Source organism: Pirellulimonas nuda (assembly GCF_007750855.1).
Taxonomy (GTDB): Bacteria; Planctomycetota; Planctomycetia; order Pirellulales; family Lacipirellulaceae; genus Pirellulimonas; species Pirellulimonas nuda.
In genome coordinates this window covers 6274823-6293121 of sequence record NZ_CP036291.1, presented here as the reverse complement: position 1 = coordinate 6293121, position 18299 = coordinate 6274823, and the positions used below count along the sequence as shown (strand labels likewise).

Annotated in this window: 14 protein-coding genes; 10 read left to right on the top strand and 4 right to left on the bottom strand. The window is 67.9% G+C overall.

Annotated elements, in window-relative coordinates:
* Window positions 1-57: 57 nt before the first annotated feature.
* The 5 genes from Pla175_RS24390 to sdhB all read left to right on the top strand — a co-directional run bounded on the left by Pla175_RS24390 (window position 58) and on the right by sdhB (window position 6596).
* Window positions 58-717: a hypothetical protein gene (locus Pla175_RS24390; protein ID WP_145291696.1), complete on the top strand. Its 660-nt coding sequence runs from the start codon at window positions 58-60 to the stop codon at window positions 715-717.
* Between the two features lie 184 nt (window positions 718-901).
* Complete coding sequence (locus tag Pla175_RS24385; protein ID WP_145291695.1) at window positions 902-2476, top strand: tetratricopeptide repeat protein; 1575 nt, start codon at window positions 902-904, stop codon at window positions 2474-2476.
* Window positions 2477-2688: 212 nt separating this feature from the next.
* The gene (locus Pla175_RS24380) at window positions 2689-3549 is read left to right on the top strand and encodes a succinate dehydrogenase cytochrome b558 subunit (protein ID WP_231954059.1); all 861 of its coding nucleotides are present in this window, start codon (window positions 2689-2691) and stop codon (window positions 3547-3549) included.
* A 56-nt stretch (window positions 3550-3605) separates the two neighbouring features.
* The gene (gene sdhA / locus Pla175_RS24375; RefSeq protein ID WP_145291694.1) at window positions 3606-5609 is read left to right on the top strand and encodes a succinate dehydrogenase flavoprotein subunit; all 2004 of its coding nucleotides are present in this window, start codon (window positions 3606-3608) and stop codon (window positions 5607-5609) included.
* 132 nt (window positions 5610-5741) lie between these two features.
* Complete coding sequence (gene sdhB / locus Pla175_RS24370; RefSeq protein WP_145291693.1) at window positions 5742-6596, top strand: succinate dehydrogenase iron-sulfur subunit; 855 nt, start codon at window positions 5742-5744, stop codon at window positions 6594-6596.
* 70 nt (window positions 6597-6666) lie between these two features.
* On the opposite strand, the gene Pla175_RS24365 is transcribed toward sdhB, so the two are convergent.
* Window positions 6667-6948 (bottom strand): hypothetical protein, encoded by a 282-nt coding sequence (locus Pla175_RS24365; protein ID WP_145291692.1) that lies wholly within the window; start codon window positions 6946-6948, stop codon window positions 6667-6669.
* An 842-nt stretch (window positions 6949-7790) separates the two neighbouring features.
* On the opposite strand from Pla175_RS24365, the gene Pla175_RS24360 reads away from it, so the two are divergent.
* From Pla175_RS24360 to Pla175_RS24350, 3 genes are all read left to right on the top strand, one after another.
* Window positions 7791-9482, top strand: coding sequence for a DUF1549 and DUF1553 domain-containing protein (locus Pla175_RS24360; protein ID WP_231954056.1), 1692 nt, complete (start codon window positions 7791-7793; stop codon window positions 9480-9482).
* Between the two features lie 110 nt (window positions 9483-9592).
* The gene (locus tag Pla175_RS24355) at window positions 9593-10861 is read left to right on the top strand and encodes a DUF1501 domain-containing protein (RefSeq protein ID WP_231954054.1); all 1269 of its coding nucleotides are present in this window, start codon (window positions 9593-9595) and stop codon (window positions 10859-10861) included.
* 18 nt (window positions 10862-10879) lie between these two features.
* Window positions 10880-11152, top strand: a complete 273-nt coding sequence (locus Pla175_RS24350; RefSeq protein ID WP_145291691.1) for a putative signal transducing protein — start codon at window positions 10880-10882, stop codon at window positions 11150-11152.
* Between the two features lie 39 nt (window positions 11153-11191).
* Here Pla175_RS24350 and Pla175_RS24345 read toward each other — a convergent pair whose 3' ends face one another.
* Together Pla175_RS24345 and Pla175_RS24340 are read right to left on the bottom strand one after the other, a co-directional pair.
* A complete protein-coding gene (locus tag Pla175_RS24345; protein ID WP_145291690.1) occupies window positions 11192-12079 on the bottom strand; it encodes a hypothetical protein in 888 nt (295 codons plus the stop codon).
* A 189-nt stretch (window positions 12080-12268) separates the two neighbouring features.
* Entirely contained in the window at window positions 12269-15304 is a 3036-nt protein-coding gene (locus Pla175_RS24340) for a CHAT domain-containing protein (protein WP_145291689.1), read from the bottom strand.
* Window positions 15305-15595: 291 nt separating this feature from the next.
* On the opposite strand from Pla175_RS24340, the gene Pla175_RS24335 reads away from it, so the two are divergent.
* Window positions 15596-15847 carry a hypothetical protein gene (locus Pla175_RS24335; protein ID WP_145291688.1) on the top strand — a complete coding sequence of 84 codons (252 nt, stop codon included), beginning with the start codon at window positions 15596-15598 and terminating at the stop codon, window positions 15845-15847.
* On the opposite strand, the gene Pla175_RS24330 is transcribed toward Pla175_RS24335, so the two are convergent.
* A complete protein-coding gene (locus Pla175_RS24330; RefSeq protein WP_231954052.1) occupies window positions 15814-16902 on the bottom strand; it encodes a GNAT family N-acetyltransferase in 1089 nt (362 codons plus the stop codon). The genes Pla175_RS24335 and Pla175_RS24330 overlap by 34 nt on opposite strands.
* A 224-nt stretch (window positions 16903-17126) precedes the next feature.
* Between Pla175_RS24330 and Pla175_RS24325 the strand changes: the two genes are divergently transcribed.
* Window positions 17127-18287 (top strand): nucleotidyl transferase family protein, encoded by a 1161-nt coding sequence (locus Pla175_RS24325; protein ID WP_145291686.1) that lies wholly within the window; start codon window positions 17127-17129, stop codon window positions 18285-18287.
* The last annotated feature ends 12 nt before the right edge of the window (window positions 18288-18299 follow it).

The following is an 18299-nucleotide window of genomic DNA, read 5'->3' as shown; positions in this document are numbered from 1 at the left end:
CTTAGGCTTTTAGTACCAATTCCTCCGCGGCCCCCACGGGCCTGATGGCGCCAACGTATGCCCAGCGACGAAGCAGAAGACCTGTACGACGACGACTACGACTTCGTCGATGACGACGACGATTCGGGGATCGATTCGGAGGACGACGACTCGTCGGACCTAGAAGAAGAGGCCCCCAAGGCTGCGCCCAAGCGCAAGACGGCCAAGAAGAAGGCCGCCCCCAAGAAGCCGGCCAAGAAGAAGCCGACCAAGAAGAAGGCCCCCGCGCGCGCTAAGAAGGCCGAGACCGAGGCGCCTGAAGAGCAGGAGCCAGAAACCGAAGAGGACGCCGCGGAGCCGGAAGAATCGCCCCAGGCCGAAGGCGACACCCAGGAGAAGTCGCCGAAGCGGGCCCCCCGCGGGAAAACGCGGGGCCGCCGCGCCGCCCAGCCGGAGTCCGAGAGCGACGAAGACAAGCCCGACGCGGGGGGCGACGGCGACGAGCCGGCCAAAGCGTCTGCGGGCGAGGACGAGGACGAGTTCGGTCGCCCCAAGCCGGTGGCGAACTACGTGGTTCACGTCTACGAGACCCAGCGGTACCAGCGGACCATCGACCGCGATTTCACCCCGGAAGACGCCGAGGCGTTCGCCACGGAGTATACCCGCACCGCCAAGGTGTACGGCCGATTCGCCGTTGCCGGCAAGAAAGGCACGGCCCCGAAGAAAGAGATGACCTAGCGGGGTCGCCCGGAGCCCGAACCGCCGTTTCGACCGGCAAAACCCCTCTAATCAGCGGGGTCAATCCGCTCTGCGGACGAACAAACCGCGCTGCGCGCCCGTACGCCGATGGTACGATGGTCGAGACGCGGACCGGCCGCGCAAGGGTGTAATTTTCGTGGCATCGGCACTTCAGGTAGCGAGTATGAGCCTCTCTAACGCGCCTCTTCGATCGGAATCTGCGGGGCGCTGGGCGCTGGTTTGGGCGCTTTGCCTGACGCTGGGCGCCGCTTCGGCGCCGGTGCGGGCGCAGGACGCCGAGCTCTCTCCGGAGCAGCAGGCGTTCCAAGAGGTGATGCAGAAGGGCCAGGCGGAGCTAGACGCCAAGGAGTTCGACGCCGCGGTCGAGACGTTCTCGCAAGCGCTGCAGGCCAGCGGCGGGTTCAACCCGGGGCCGTTCGTGGGCCGGGCAAAGGCCTACCTGGGGCTGAAGGAGTTTGACGCGGCGCTGGAGGACCTGCGCGAGGCGTTCCAGTACGGGCAGACCGTGCCGGGGCTGATCCCGTTGGCGCAGAACGTCCGGGGCGAGGTGTACATGGAGATGGGCGCCTACGACCTGGCGATGACCGACCTTGAAGCGGCGGTGGCGGCGGACCGCTCGAACCCCGATATCCAGTTCAACCTAGGCAAGGTCTACACCAAGCTCGGCGGGGCGACCCAGGGCGAGAAGGCGCTGACCAAGTTCATCGGCGTCGCCAAAGAAGAAGACGAGCGCTTGGCCGAGGCGTACCAACTGCGGGCCGAAGCCTACGCCGGGATGGGCAAATTTGAGGAGGCCACGGCCGACATCTCTCGGTCGCTGGAGCTGGACGACACGGGTCACCAGTCGCACTTCACCCAGGCGGTAGTGCTGCTTCAGCAGAAGAAGTACGCCGAGGCCGCCGAGAGCCTCAAGAAGGCGATCGCCGCGTACAAGCCGAAAGAGGGTCAGGACGAGAACATCCCGTTCATCGAGGCCTACTTGGCGCGGGCGTCCGCGCTGGAAGAGAGCGGCAAAGAGACCAGCGACCCCGCGGCCAGCAAGGCGTTCTACGCCGAGGAAGAGGCCGCGGTAGAGGCGCTGCTGGGGCTGCTGCCGGACCGTCAGGACATGGCCCCGGCCAAGGCGGCTTCGCTGTTCCGGCTGGGCGTGGCCCAGCGGCTGCAGGGCAAGCTTGCCGACGCGGTCAAGAGCTTCAGCGAGGCGCTCGAGCTGAACCCGGCGATGGGCGAGGCCTACTTCCGCCGCGGCGTGTGCTTCTTCTACATGCAGGAGTACCAGCTAGCGGCCGGCGATTTCGAGCAGGCCGCCGCGATCAACTTCGACAACCCCCGCTCGAACCTGTGGCTGGGCCGCACCTGGGCCAAGCTGGGCGACTACCGCCGGGCCGTGCGTGCCTACGGCGCCGCGGTGGCGGTTTCCGACCGGTATGTCGACGCGTACGTCGGCCGCGGGCTGGCGAACATGCGGCTCGGTGAGTACGACAACGCGGTAGAAGACTTCAATCAAGCGATCCGCATCCGCCCGACGCAGGCCCGGCACTACTACTACCGGGCGCTGGCGTACGAGGCGTTGGGAGAGGTGGACAAGGCGGCCCGGTCGCTGATGACGGCGATCGAGTTCGACGAGAAGCTGATCGAGGCGTACGCCCCGCTGGCGGACATCCTGGAATCGGCCGGCCGTCCGACGCTGGCCCGCGAGTACCGCCAGAAGGCGGCCCGGTTGGGCGCGGACAAGTAGCCCGCCGCGACCATTGGTCGCAGCGGGTTGCCGAGCGGGGACGCCGTATTGCTGGGGTGGCGCCAGGCCCTATACTGGTGCCCGACAGACCCCGACAAGTCGAGAGTGAACAACTCCGGCCGTCGACGGTTTGTCTCTTGCTAGCCAAGCCCCTGCGCTGTCCGACAACGGTCGGCCCGAGCGGCGTAGTCCCGACGAACCCGAGGTAGGCGGTGTCCGATCCCGCGCAGTCGTTGCCAGCGCAGCCGTTTCTGCACCGGCACGAGTTCCTGATCCGCCGGCTCCATTCGCTGTCGGGGCTGATCCCGGTGGGCGCCTTTATGTGCGTCCACCTGCTCACCAACGCGAGCGTGCTGGACAGTGCGGCGAAGTTCCAGACCAACGTGTATGGGATCCATTCGCTGGGCAAGGCGCTGGTGCCGGTCGAGTGGACGTTCATTTTTCTGCCGATCATCTTCCACGCCGTGATCGGGGTGTGGATCGTCGCCGGCGGTCTGCCGAATCAGAAGCAGTACCCGTACGGCGCGAACATCCGCTACTCGCTGCAGCGGCTCACGGGGATGATCGCGTTTGTGTTCATCATGTACCACGTGCTGCACATGCACGGCTGGTTCCACAACGCGTGGTGGCTGACGAACGTCGCCGAGCCGTTGGGCGGGGCCAAGTTCCGCCCCTATAATGCCGCCAGCAGCGCCGGCGCGGCGCTCCAGAGCCCCTGGATCCTTGGGTTCTACGTGCTGGGCATCGTCTCCTGCGTGTTCCACCTGGCCAACGGCATCTGGTCAATGGGGATCACCTGGGGCGTGTGGACCAGCCCCAGCGCCCAGCGCTGGGCCCTGCGGGTGTGCGCCGTGTTCGGCCTGGCCCTGGGCTGTGTCGGCCTCGGCGCCCTGTACGGCATGTGGCGGGACGGATCGGGCGAGGCCTACACCGAGGCCCGCCGCGAAGAGGATCGGATGTATGAGTTCAAGGTCGACTCCGGCCAGCTAACGCCGGAGCCCCACAAGCGGATCGAAGAGGGAGAAGAGCCGGAGGAGTCCACCGATCGCAGCGCGTCGATCGTTCCTGAGTAGTCCTGCTGGCCTGCCCGAATAGCCCGTCCGTCGATCCACCCGGAGAAGTCAAACCTATGGCGAAGCAACGCGTACTTGTGGTCGGCGGCGGTCTAGCGGGCCTGGCCTGCACGATGAAGCTCGCCGAGCTCGGCGTCGCGGTCGACCTGATGAGCCTGGTGCCGGTGAAGCGGTCGCACAGCGCCTGCGCCCAGGGGGGCATCAACAGCGTCAACGACCTCACCCGCCAGCAGGGGGACGACGAGTGGAAGCACTTCGACGACACCGTGTACGGCGGCGACTTCCTGCAGCACCAGCCCCCCGTCAATGAAATGACGCGGTGGGCGCCGCGGATCATCGACCTGATGGACCGCCTCGGGGTTCCGTTCAACCGCACGCAAGAGGGCTTCCGCGACCAACGCCGGTTCGGCGGCACGCTGTACAAGCGCACGGCCTTTGCCGGCGCCACCACGGGCCAGCAGCTGCTGTACGCGCTGGATGAGCAGGTACGCCGCTGGCGCGCCGACGGGCAGGTGCGCGTGTTCGAGGGCTGGGACTACCTGGGCCCGGTGGTCGACGACGACGGCGTCTGCCGCGGCGCCACGGGGCAGAACCTGATCACGATGGAGATCCGCTCGTTCCCCGCCGACGCGGTGGTGATCGCCTCGGGTGGCTGCGGGCTGATCTACGGCCGCAGCACCATGAGCATGGCGTGCAACGGCAGCGCCGTGAGCCGCAGCCTGCAGGCGGGCGCCAAGTACGGCAACGGCGAGTTTATCCAGGTCCACCCGACCGCCATCCCCGGCGCCGACAAGTGCCGCTTGATGAGCGAGAGCGCCCGCGGCGAAGGGGGCCGCGTGTGGGTTCCCCGCACGCCGCACGACCCGCGCGACCCCAAGCAGATCCCGGAAGCAGAGCGTTACTACTTCCTCGAAGAACGCTACCCGGCGTACGGCAACCTGGTGCCGCGCGACATCGCTACGCGCGAGATCTTCAACGTGTGCGTCAATGAAGGGCTCAGCGTCGAGGCGGGCCGGCAGTGCGTCTACCTCGACCTGACGCACATCGAGCGATCGGAACTCGACCGCAAGCTGGGCGGCATCCTGCACATCTACGAGAAGTTTCAGGGGGTCGACCCGCGGGACGTCCCGATGAAGATCTTCCCCGCGGTTCACTACACGATGGGGGGCCTGTGGGCCGACTACGTCCGCACCGCGGACGGTGGGCTCGAGCCAGAGAACCCACGCAACCACCAGACCCACGTCCCCGGCCTCTACGCGATCGGCGAGTGCGACTACCAGTACCACGGCGGAAACCGCTTGGGCGCCAACTCACTGCTCTCCTGCATCTTCACCGGCCTGTTCGTGGCGCCGGGCATCAAGACGCGGCTCGACTCGCAGAAGGACAGCGTCGCCGAAGAGAAGTTCGACTCCCTGGTGCGCGGGGCGCGTAGCGCGAAGGAGCTGGAGCACGAGGCCCTGCTCAAGCGGGCCGGGTCTGGGGGCGAGAACCCCTACCTGCTGCACCAGCAGTTGGGAGACGAGATGACCAAGGCCGCGCTGGTGGTCCGCAAGAACGACCAGCTCACCGCGGGGATCGAGAAGGTGAACGAGCTGTGCGACCGCGCCCAGAACTGCGCCTTGTCCGACACCGGCGGGTGGACCAACCAGAACGTGATGTTCACCAAGGCCTTGCAAGACATGTTCCCGGTCGCCAAGGCGATCTTGCACGGCGCCTTGGCCCGCGACGAGTGCCGCGGCGCCCACTACAAGCCGGCGTTCGACATGCCCGGGATCGACAGCCAGGACCCGGCCGAGCGCCACCGCGAGGCGGAGGCGTGGTGCGACAAGTTCGAAGCGAAGAACAAGAAGTGGCTTAAGAGCACGATCGCCTCGTTCGACAGCCGGGGCGAGCCGACGCTTTCCTACGAGGACGTAGACACGACGCTGATCCCCCCCCGCCCCCGCCTGTACGGGCTGGTGGGCGCCGAGGTGATCGAACGTGTGTGGAAGGAACGCGCCGAGGCCGCGCAAAACAACGCAGGCGTGGCGGGGACGAGAGAGCCCGCCCACGCGCACTAGCACCAACCAGGCGAGCCGTCGGCGTCAGCCGCCGGAGAATGGCGCACGGGCTTCGTTGCATTGGTACACAGACAACTCCGGCGGCTGACGCCGACGGCTCGCTAAAGCGATTGCTACCTACTTGGGAAACCTATGAGCGCGCCCGCATCAACCGCAAAGACCAAGCCCGCCACGTTCGACGTCCGCGTGCTGCGCCAGCAGGCGCCGGGCGAGCCGCAGCGGTGGGAACGGTTCCGACTGGCCTACGAGCCGAACTCTAACGTCATCAGCGTCTTGCAGCAGATCGCCGCGATGAGCGCGACCGCCGACGCGAAGCCGACGGCGCCAGTGGCCTGGGAAGCGAACTGCCTCGAAGAGGTCTGCGGCGCGTGCACCATGGTCATCAACGGCAAGGTGCGGCAGGCCTGTACGGCGTTGGTCGATCGGCTGTTGGAAGACAAGCCGGGCGAGATCGAGCTGCGGCCGATGACCAAGTTCCCGGTCCTGCGCGACCTAGTGGTCGATCGCAGCCGGATCTTCCGCTCCCTGGAACGCGTCAAAGCGTGGGTGCCCGTAGACGACTACTTCGATCGGGGCGCCGGGCCCAAGGAGTCGCAGAAGCAGCAAGAGGTGCGTTACCCGCTGTCGGAGTGCATGAGCTGCGGCTGCTGTCTGGATGCGTGCCCGCAGTACGCCAAGGTAGAGGTGCGCCCCCACGAGGGGGAAAGCCCGGAGGCCTTCGAAGCTAGGCAGCGGCAGTCGCTCGAAGGGGCGTTCGTCGGCGCCGCGGCGATCAGCCAAGCGATGTTGTTCAACGAGCACGGCACCGGCAAGATGATCGCCGATGAACGGCTCGAGGCCCTCAAAGAGCCGGGCGGGCTGCAGGTGTGCGGCAACGCCCAGAACTGTGTTGCGGTCTGCCCCAAGTCGATCCCGCTCACCACGTCGATCGCGCGTGCAGGGAGGCAGATCACCCTCTACTCCATCCGCAAGCTGTTCGGCCGCTGATTGATTGCAAAGCGGTAGCCGGTCGGCGCGTGAGCCCCGACCGGCTGTTTGTCCGCTGTCGTAGCGAGGGCTAGAAGCCGATATAGAGCCCCACGCCGGGGGAATACGGGCGAGCATAGTAGCCGCCGCCGTAGTAGCCACCGTAGTAGGGCCGTGCTACGCGATACGGTGCGTAGTAACCGCCGCGATAGCCGCCGTAGTATCCGCCGCGGGCTCCATACCCACCGCGGTAGCCGGAATAGTACCGGCCCGGCCCGTAGCGCCAGCCTGCCTCGGCCGTATTGGGAGTAGCCAATCCAAGCATCGAGAACGCGGCAAGCGCGGTCGTGGCGAACATCAGTTTTCGGAACATGAGAAACTCCTTCCCTCGTGGCGAGGGGTAGCGAGAGCGTCAAGTCCGGCCGTCGGACTTGCTTCAGGATTACCTAGGCACGTCTCGTGCCGATCCCACCCGGCAAGTCGTAAGGCGATTCTGGCAAAGAGGATAAGGCAGATAGACGATCGCCATCGTTTGGCGCGAACTTCTGTGTTGTTGTCACTACGACGTCATCTTGGTCGTAATGGCGACACCGGTGGTTTTCCTCCTGCCAACGATTGGCATGGATTCTGCATGCAGTAGTGTTGTCGAGTCGACCTCGACCAACTCCTGAAGAGGCAACCGACGGGGCTGGAACAGAGAAATGCGGGGTCGGGCGGCGAAGAGGCAATGTGCGTAGCAATCTTGTAAGGCGTTGTTGGTAAGAGAGTTAGCGGCTTCGGACCCCTCCCACCGTGCCGCGTCCACCAGCGTCTTCGATTGTTTCAGGCGAGCCAGGGGCGGCTTCGGAACAAGCCGCTCCTGCTCGCCTGTCGCATTTTGAGTGTGTTAAAATGCTACACATGTATTAGAACGCTGCACTCGTGGGGCTTTGGCTAACGAGGGCCAATCCGTCTTCTCATCCCCCCAGCCGCGTCACTGGCCTGCGGGTAGTCGCCTAAGATGATCGCGACGGCGGACTGTTGGGGAGGTTGATTGTGGGCCGATCGTGCCGATCTAGTTCGTCTCCTGCTCGCTTGTCCGCGTAGGTTTCGTAGATACGCTGCCACTTGCCCGTTATGATGCAAGTGCAGACCGCTGCACTTCTCAAATCGACTTTGTTGCTGACGTCTCGGCGGGGCGCCTTGCCTCGCGTCACGAACCTAAGGAGCGGGCCTTTGGTCTCTTTTCGATTCTCTTGTCTGGCGATCGTAGCGGCATCGGTAGTCGCGGCGGCCTACGGGGCGACGGGCAGCGCAACCGAAGCGGCCCACTCAGGCCCGGTGCAGCTCATCAATCAGCAGATCGAGACGGGCTGGCGCGATCAGGGGATCACCCCTTCGCAACCCGCGGACGACGGCGCTTGGTGCCGACGGGTCTACCTCGACCTGCTGGGGCGGGTCCCCAAGGTCGACGAGCTGGAAGCCTACGTCGCCGATCGCTCGAACGACAAACGTGCGCTCTTAGTCGATCGCCTGTTGGGCGACGAGTACCTGCAAGAGTACGCCCAGCGTTGGACCACCGTGTGGACCAACCTGCTCGTGGGGCGCACCGGCGGAACGAACAACGACTCGCTCGTCAGCCGCGCCGGAATGAAGCAGTACCTGCGGCGTGCGTTCCAGAAGAACAAGCCGATGGACGTGATGATGCAGGAGCTGGTCACCGCAACCGGCAGCTGCCGGCCGGGGGACGCCGACTTCAACGGCGCCGCCAATTTCCTCGCCGACAAGATGGCCGAGGACGGCGTGCAGGCCACGGCCAAGACCGCACAGATCTTCCTCGGCACGGCGGTGCAGTGCACCCAGTGCCACAACCATCCGTTCAATGAGTACAAGCAGAATCAGTTCTGGGAACTAAACGCCTTCTTCCGGCAGACGCGCCTAGAGCGGCTTCCGACCGACCAGCAGAACACCCGCGTCGCCCGCATCCTCGATCGCGACTTCGCCGGCGAGGGGGGCGACCCCTCGAAGGCCGAGCTCTACTACGAACTCCGTAACGGCAAGCTCAAGGTGGCGTACCCGGTGTTCATCGACGGCACGTCGCTCGTTTCGATGTACGCGGACCGCGGAGAAGACTACGGCGACAGCGGGTACCTGGCGGAGATCAACCGCCGAGAAGAACTCGCCCGCCTCATCAGCCAATCACCGGAGTTTCCCAAGGCCATTGTCAACCGCGTCTGGGGTCAATTGCTGGGCTACGGGCTCACTAAGCCGGTAGACGACATGGGGCCGCACAACGTGCCGTCGCACCCGGAACTGTTGGACGGGCTGGCCGACAGCTTCCGTGAGTCGAGCTTCGACATGAAGGCGCTGCTGCGATGGATCGCGTTGTCGGAGCCCTACGCGCTCGACAGCCGCGCGAACCGATCGAACGAGCAGGACGATCCGTCCCTTGGATCGCGGCCGATGTTCAGCCGGTTCTACCTCCGCCAGATGGAGGCGGAGCAGCTTTACGAGTCGCTGCTGGTGGCGACCGAGGCCGACAAGAGCGTGGGCTACGCCGAGCGCGAAGAAATGAAGCAGCGTTGGCTGGCGCAGTTCAACACCGCGTTCGGCAACGACGAGAACGGCGAGGCGACCACCTTCAACGGGTCGATCCCGCAGGCCCTCACGCTGATGAATGGCGAGCTGGTGAAGCGGGCCACCGGCTCGGAACGGGGCGGTTTGATCGATCAGGTGGCGCGTGACAATTCGTCCGGATCTGAGAAGATCAAGCGGCTCTACCTAGCGGCGCTGGCGCGCAGGCCGGAGCGCGCCGAGCTGCAGGTCTGCAACCAGGTGCTCGCCTCGCGCGGGGGCGACATGAACGAGGCGCTCCAGGATATTTGGTGGGCGCTTTTGAATTCGAACGAGTTTATATTGAACCACTAAGCTGAAGGACGAACCACTCAGATCGTTGAGTTTCCTCCTCCCGTATCGGAGTGCTCGGCGGCCCTGTGGTTCACTTGCCGTAGTCGATGTCAATCAACGGAGCTCCTCAGATGCAACGCTTCCAGACTCCCCGCGGCATGAGCCGTCGGCACTTCATGGGGCACCTGGCCGGCGCCAGCGCGTGGACGCTGCCGGCGATCGCATTCACGCGCTCGCTGCAGGCCGCGGCCCCCACGCTGAATCGCAACCACAAGTCGGCGATTCTGCTGTGGATGAGCGGCGGCCCCCCCACGATCGACATCTGGGACCTCAAGCCGGGCGCCCCCACCGGCGGCCCGTCGCGGCAGATCGCAACCGCGGGCGACCTGCAGATCTCGAGCCTGATGCCAGAGATGGCCAAGCAGATGGGGCACTACTCGGTCGTCCGCTCGATGAGCACCCGCGAGGCGGATCACAGCCGCGGGCGTTACTACCTGCACACCGGCTACGTCCCCAACCCCAACATCGTCCACCCCAGCTACGGGGCGGTGGTGGCGCACGAGCTAGAGCCGTTCACCCGCGACCTGGAGATCCCGCCGTTTGTGTCGGTCGGGGGCGCCAGCGAGGGGCCCGGCTTCCTGGGGATGGCCTACGCGCCGTTCCAGGTCGACTCGAACGGCCGGGTCCGCAACCTGCAGATGCCGGTGAAAGAGGACCGCATGGCGGGACGCCTGGCGGTGCTCGACACCGTTGAGGACCGCTTCATCCGTCAGAACCGCGGCAGCGCCGCTGCCGACCACGCTCAGGTGCTCGCCAAGACGCGTTCGCTGCTCACCAGCGACCAGATGAAGGCGTTCAACGTCATGGGCGAGCCCCAAGAGATGCGGGACCGCTACGGCGACTCCGGCTTCGGCCGCGGCTGCCTGCTGGCCAGGCGCTTGGTCGAGGCGGGCGTGCCGTTTGTGGAGGTCGATTTCGGCGGCTGGGACCTCCACCAGAACTGCTTCGATCGGCTCGATCAGAAGCTGCCCGAGATGGACAAGGCGATGGCGGCTCTCACGGCGGACCTGGAATCGCGCGGGCTGTTGCAGGACACGGTTATCATCTGGATGGGCGAGTTCGGCCGCACGCCGAACATCAACGGCGACGCGGGGCGCGACCACTTCGCCCGCGCCTGGAGCGCCGTGGTTGGCGGCGGCGGCGTACGCGGCGGTCAAGCCATCGGCCAGACCAGCGCGGACGGGTCGCGTGTTGAGAGCGAACCGTTCGCCTCCGAGGACCTGATGGCGTCGGTGTGTCAGGCGCTTGGCATTTCGCTTCAGACCACGTTTACTAGCAACAACGGCCGGCCGATGAAGATCGCCGGCGGCGGCAAAGTCATCCCCGAATTATTCGCCTAACAGCACGGACCCCCTGCGATGGACAACCCCGCCGAACACCTCGTGGCGCTCACCACCGTTCCTTCGGACATTGAAGCGTCGATCATCGTCGCGGCGCTGCGCGAGGCGGGGATGCACGTTGTCGCCACCGGCGGGGCCACTGCGGGCTTCAAGGCGGGCGCGCCGGGCGTGGTGAAGGTGCTGGTCAACGAGTACGACCTGCAGGTCGCCCGCAACACGCTCGAAGAACTCAAAGCGTCCGACGCCGAGATCGATTGGTCGCAGGTCGATACCGGCACGCCCGAGGCGTAGCGGCCATGGCCGTTGCACACAGCCACGCTTGAGCCGCGGCTACTCTTGCGCCTTCGAGCGGCACGCCGCGAGGATGTCGGCGGTAGACGGCTTGCCGGCAGCCGCTGGTGGCGGATCGCTGGAGGTCGCTGCGGCGTGCCCCTCGGGTTGGGTAGCGCCGGCGGTCGGCGCCGCTGGTTCGGGTCCGCGGGGTGCGGCCGGATCGTTTGCGGTCGCGGCGGCGTTGGCTACCGCCACGCTGGGCGTGCTTCGGTCCGGGGCTGCTTTCGCTGTTGCTCCCTTGGGCGCCGTAGCGGCCGACCCGCTTCGGGCCGGAGTCGGCGCCGGTTGGTGGAGTGACGGCATCTTCCCTTGCGACATCTCGAGGATGTCCGCGGCCGTGAGCGACCGACGGTTCAGCACGCGCGGCGGCTGATTGATCATCGTCGCGGGCGGGGGGGGAGTGACGTACTTTGCCGCTGCCTCGGGCCGCCCGGTCTTGGCCTCCGCGGGGCGGGCCGCCGGCGGTTTGGCAGCGGGCTTCTCGGCGGCCGACCCGCCGGTCCCCGCCCCCCCCTGGCGTCTGGCGAGCTCCAGCGGCGAAAGCTTCTTCTCACCACTCGCCGGCGCCGGAGTCTTTGCGGTCGGCGGCTTGGGCTTGTCGCCGGCGGGTTTGGGCTGAGCAAGTTTGGGCTGGGGGGCTTTGCGCTGGGCAGCCCGTGCGCCCGCCGGCGCAGAAACAACCGTCAGGCACTGCGGCGCGATGTCGAACCAGCCGATGTTCTTGACGTAGCCGTCGAACTCTACCAGCGCCCGACCGTTCATGTTGACCGTCTTCACCCGGCCGGTAAGGCCGCGGAACCGCGCCAGCTCCGGCCGATCGGGATCGACGGTGACGAACTGGTCGGTCAGTTGCTGCTTGAGCGACTCGACTTGTTCTGCATTCATGAGGGTAGTTTCGCGTGTCGCTGGGGGCTCGGCAAGGCGACGGACGCCTCTCGCGGAGGCGCAGAGACGCGGAGATGGATCAATGGAAGCACTCCGTCGATGCTTGCTTCGATCCGTGACCTATCGTGCAATTCTGCGTCAAACCCTGTCCCTCTGCGTCTGGGCGCCTCTGCGAGAGGTATTCGTAGATCAAGGCTTCGCAGCGGCCTCGGCTTCGGGATCTTGTTCGGGCGCTTGTTCGGGCTGCGGGCGCGGGTCGAGCCCCGTGTCGATCAGCAGGAAACCGCCCCAGAAGAATGGGTGTGAGGCGGTGGGGGCGTCTAGCCGCTTGGCGTCGGGCTTGAGGCGGGGCTCGGCGTAGGGGTCGAGCGTGGCGCCGCGGGCCAGGGTCACGGCACGTCGCCACGCCTGGTCGGCCGGGGAGTCGGGCAGCGTGAGCAAGAACTCGCGTTCGAGGTCGAGTTGGGTCGGCCCGCCGGTGTTCCAACGCGAGACCAGCATGGTCCGGGCGCCGGAGGCCAGCATCCCGCACGAGGCGTGGAACAGCTCGCGCCCGGTGGGGGGGGGATCGCCCCGCCGCGATCCAGAACTCTTGAGCCCATCGCCGGCGGCGGTGTGGAGACCGCTGATCACCAGCCGCTGGGGACCGTTGGCCGGGAGCGCCATCCAGGCTTCGAGTCGGCCGATGGCGGGCGTTCGGTCGATGGCCATCGGCGGCCACGCGTAGGGTTGCGACGGGTCGATCTCGCTCGGCACCCGGATCACCGCCTGATCGATCAGGGAGGCCAACAGCGGCGTCGGCGCCGGAGCGGGCGCCGACAGACGGACCGGCTCGCGCACCGCGCCCCCCAGGCGGTCCCACTGCCGCGCGATTTGTTCCGCGTCTGCCCGCGCGCCGCCGTCGGGGGGAAGCACCACGGCGGTCTTGCGGACCGGCCGCAGCGGGGTCGTGTCCCCCAGGGCCAGTCCGATGGTCGGGGCGTAGCGTACGGGGGTGAGGTCGATGAGCGTCTGTTCGCCGCCGACATCGCCCACCGGCAGCGCCTCCCACGGCGCGTGCCACAGCGGCCCGTCGGGGACGATCACCAGTTCGGTGGTCTTGTTCAGGTCGAGCCGCGCGTCTTGCACCAGCAGCTTCGCCAGGGCGTCGCACTGCCGGCGCCATTCGGACGACTCTGCTTCTTCTTGCTTCATCTCACGCGAGGCGCCGAAGTTCCCCATCGCCTGCAGCGCCGCGCCGATGCGGTTCTCGAGGTCGCGCCGCGGGGGCAGCCGCCAGGTGTGGTACCCCTCGCTGGCCAGCAGGAACCCGAAAAGCCCCGTGCGGGTTTCGTGGATGACCATCAGCGCTTGCCCCGGGGTCAGCAGGTCCTGCGCCTCATTCGCCGAGCGGGCCGGGGGGAACGCCAGGTCGGTGGCTTGCCGCGCGAGCACGGCGCGGCGGAGCGCCGCCTCGCGGCCGTCGGCCAGCCGCGCAAAGTCGCGCAGCATGCGGTCGGCGTCCGAGGTGGGGCCGCCGGCGGCGAACACGCCGGGGTCGTTGCGCAGGTCGCGGTGGATCGCGGCCGCGTTCTTGTTCATCTCTACCAGCTCGGGGAGCTTGGTCAGCAGGGCCTGACGCTGCGTCTGCTGAGCGGCCGTGAGCAGCCGGTCGGAAGGGCCGAGCAGCCGGCGGAGCGCCAGCAGGCGGCCGCCGTAGGGCTGCGCCGCGAAGAACCGGCGGCGCTTCGTGAGGTCGCTGACGGTGATGGCCAGCAGCTCGTCGTCGCGCTGCAACGCGGCGTCGAACCAGCTATCGAAGGCGTCGGCCTCGGCGCTCTTGAGCAGCGCCACGGCGTCCAACGGGTCGCTCGACCAGTCGGCGGCCGTGGGGTCGCGGAGCAGGTCGGCAAACACGTCCGCCGCCAGGCGGGGAGAGATCTCGCCGGCGCGGTACCGCGCGACCGCCTGACCGATCTGGAACGTGCGCAGCGACACGGCGGCCTGACCCGCCACGGCCCGCGCCAGTGAATCGTTCGCCTCGCGGGGCTTGCCCGCGGTGAGCTCGAGCATCGACCGCACCGCCGGCAGCCGCGGTCCGAGTCGTCCCTGCACCCAATCGCTCCGGGACGACGCGATCCTTCCAAGGGCCGGCGCCGCGCGTTGGGGCGCGCCCGCGGCGAGCAGGTCCTCGGCCAGCGCAAGCCGCGCGACGACTTCGAGGTGCTCCAGCCGTTCGGACTCCGCCAGGGCGATCACCGGGGCGAGCGGGGGGTAGGGCCCCTCGGCGCCCATCGCGATGTGGTTAAGCCGCCCGAGGGAGACCGCCTCGCACATCACGTCGACGTCCTCGAACGCGTACGCCGCGGTGAGGGCCTCGAGCAGCAGGCCGGCGGCGGCGCGGCCCGCGCCGGAGTTCATTGCGATCCGGCCCTGCTCGAGCAGGGCGGCGCCGGTGAGGCGGTGGTCGTAGCGGCCGTCGAGCAGCGTGGCGCGTGTGAGGTGGGGCAGCGCAAGCTGGGCGTCGCCGACCCCTTCCTGGGCGAGGCCGGTCAGCAGCTCGGTCCAGGCGCCCGACCAGTGGTTGGGGGGCGCCAGCCCCCCGCGGCCCAGCACGTCGGCCAGCTCTTTGCTGAGCCGGTCGTGCGGCCCGAGCGGGCCGAGCATCTCGTTGCGGCGTCGGATCGCCAGGGCCGCGGCGCGTAGCACCTCGACGGCGTCGACCCGCCAGAACTGGGCCGACTGAACGACGCCCCCTTGCTGCGCGGCCCGCTGCGCCGAGTTCAAGTCGCCTTGCGCGATCAGCACCGTGTCTGGCAGTGAAGCGTAAACCGGCTGCCGCTGTGAGGGTCCCCAGGGCGCCGCGCGGCGCCCCGGGTTGTTGTCGGGGCGGGGCTGCTGCCGGAACTGCGCGCTCAGCAGCCACTTGGGGTAGACCATCAGTAGCGAGCAGGCGCGGTTCATCTCGTCGAGCGCCGGGCCGTACAGCCCCTGCTGGTAGAGCGCCTCGCCCTGCAGGGCGTGGTAGCAGATAGAATCGACCCAGCGCGAGTCGACGGTCTTCACCGACCCGCGCAGCTCATCCGCAAACGCCCGCTGGGCCCGGCGGTAGTCGCCACGGTAGATCAACTCGATGGCTGAGTAGTAGCTGCGGTCGGGGATGCTGCTGCTGGCCCCCTGCCCCGGCGCGGCCTGGGCCGCTAGCAGGCAGGCGGCGAATGATAGCAGTCGGGCGGCTGAGTGCATTGGGGGGCTTCTGGGGACGGGCGCCTCTGGAAGGTGGGGCCGCTCAGACCGGGGGCCTTGGCGGTCACTCCCTATTCTACCGGCTAGGCCGCGATCCAAGGGGCCCTAGGCGCCAGCAGCCGCCAACTTTTTTGCGGCGGGCCCTTCGACACTTTGCCCGTTTCATCGACCGGAGCGAAAGTTTGACGGTTGTAGCGCCGATAACGATTGCAACGGCCCAGCGGCTTGGCGTCCGCAGACGCTACGCCCCGGGCCGGGTCGACGGGTCCCACGCGAGACGGAGAATCGGCGATGAACGCTCGAACAACGAAAAAGAATCGATTGGTAGGCGTGGCCGCCCCGCTCGTACTGGGCGCCCTGGGCGTCCTCTCCGGCTGCCAGTCGGACTACTCGGGCCAGACGCTCCCGAGCCCCTACTACCTGACCGACGACGTGCAGTACTTCGCGCCGGCGCCCAGCGAGTTCAAGCTGTCGCGTGAAGCGGCCGCGATGAAGGAACAGAAAGAGGCCTACGAGAGCAGCCGGCAGCCCTGCTGCCCGTAGCGGCCGCCAAGGCCGAGCCACGCGCCGCGTTTGTCGTAGCGCAATCGGTAGGTGGTCTCGTGGTGGGTCGCGAAGCTGCGCGCCCCCATCGCATCGTCCGGCGCCAGGCCGAAGCGTTGGTCGCCGCGCCGCAGGCTGTCGCGCAGCGCCACCGCGGTGAGCGCCTCGGCGGTGTTGGCGCCCCCCAGTCCGGCGGCCAGGCCCCAGCGGACCCCCTCGACGCGCCCGTCGTAGCGGACGTTGTAGAGGTATCCCGCGGGCCGACCATCGATGCGCAGCACCACCAGGTCGAGCATCCCAAGCCGGGCCGCTGCCCCGTGCAGCGCTGCGTGGTAGTCGCTGCGGGCCCGATCGCGGCTCGCACCGCGTTCTCCGGCCGCGTCAATCGCGGTGGTCTCGTCGTACAGGTCCCACCGCGGATCGCCGTCTCCTTCGTTCGCGGGGCCGGGGCGGTGGCGGACCAGCTCGACGCGGCCCCACTCTGCGAGCCGCGCCGGTTGACGGCTTAGGCGGTCGCGCTGTTCTGAGGGCCGAGACGCCAAGTACTCGCCCCAACCAGAGAACGGGGTGAGGTCAACGGACGACCGGGTCTGGTGCGGCCGGCGCGTCGGCGCCATCCCCGCGAGCCGCATCGCCCGCCGCGTGCGGCCCCGGTCGGTGGTGTCTTCGGCCACACCGGCGGGCTCGAAGACGTCCCAGTCCTGCTCGGTCTGTTCGATGTGCCGCACGGCCAGCAGCAGGGCGGCGGTTTGGTTCTGACCAATGGGTCCGAGCCGCGCCCCATCGCCGTCCGACGGGTAGGTGAGCACGCGTGTCCGCCGCAGCCTGCCGCCGCGCGACTCGACGCACAGCGGCACGATGCCGATCGGCCTGCCGAGGGCCCGCACCACGAGCACGCGGAGCCGGCGGCCGGCGCCGAAGCTCCGCCAGTAGGTTTCGAGCCAGTCGATCGAGCCAAAGAACGACGCCCCGAGCGTCTGCGGCAATAGGGCGTTCCAGGCCATCCGCACCTCGGCGAGGCGGCTGGGGTCGTTGAGCTCGATCACGTCCGCCATGGGCGACCTCGGGTTGGCTTGCTGCATTGGTTTTGATTTGCAATGGACGTAGATGCAAGCGGCGCGCCGATCGGGCAGACCACGCTCACAGGTCGCCCGGGGCCCGCCTCTGCTGTTACGATCGTTAGCATCGGCCCCGCCGGCGTTGTGTTGCCGAGACGCGGGCGTTTCGCGGACGCACCCGGCGGTGCGTGCGGCTACCCCACAACGCAGGCCACAGGCAGATGGGCTCTTCGAGCGAGAACGACGCAGACGACCTGGTCGCCCGCATCCACGCCGATCCCGGGCGTTGTGTGCTGGCGGTCACGGGCGGGGGGAGCCGGGCCGTTTCCCGGCTCTTGAGCGTCCCCGGGGCGTCGCGGACCGTGCTCGAGGCGGTGGTCCCGTACGCGGCCAGCGCGCTGGGCGAGTTTCTTGGCGAGACGCCCGAGTCTGCTTGCAGCGAGCGGACAGCGCGCCGCTTGGCGATGGCGGCCTGGCGGCGTGCGTGCCGGCTCGCCCCGGAACATGCCGAGCAGCTCGTCGGCATCGGCTGCACCGCCGGTCTGTCGACCGATCGGCAAAGGCGAGGCGCCAGGCGGTTCTGGATCGCTGCGCAAACCGGGACCCGGACCGCCGTGTACGGGCTGGAGCTTGGCGCCAAGCCGCGTTCGCGAAGTGAAGAAGAAGACCTTGCCGCGGACCGCCTGCTCGCGCTGCTCGCACACGCGTTGGGGCTGACCGAGTTCGTCTACGCGGACGGCGGGCTCGACGCCGCGGCAGGGGACGGGGCCGTTTGGCGGGAGGCGATCGCGTCGCCGCCGCTGGCCGCGGTGTTTCGGGGCGCCGCCGATCGTTGCCTCATCCAGAACGGCGCCGCACGCGTGCCGGAGGCGCGCGTGGTGTTCCCCGGGTCGTTCGACCCGATGCACAACGGGCATCGAGAGATGATGGCCATCGCGGGGGAGATCACCGGCGCCCCGGTGGTTTGCGAGCTATCTCTCACGAACGTCGACAAGCCGCCGCTCGATCTGCTGGACGTCGATCGGCGGCTGGCAGGCATGCAGGGGGGGGCGGTGCTGGTGACCGCTGCGCCAACGTTTGTAGGCAAGGCCGGCGTGGCGCCGGGCGCCACGTTTGTCGTGGGGGTCGACACGATCGCCCGGATCGGCGACGCCCGATACTACGACGGTGACTCCGACAAGCGGGATGCAGCGATCGCCGAGCTGCGGGCGCGCGGTTGCCGGTTCTTGGTCTTCAGCCGGGTGCTCGAGGGGCAACTGGCGTCGCTGGAAGACGTCGACCTGCCGCCCCCGCTACGAGCCTTGTGCGACGGGGTTCCGCCGGAGCGGTTTTGTAATGACGTATCTTCTACGGCGATACGCAACGGGGAGCAGAGCGGCTAGGCCGCAAGGGGC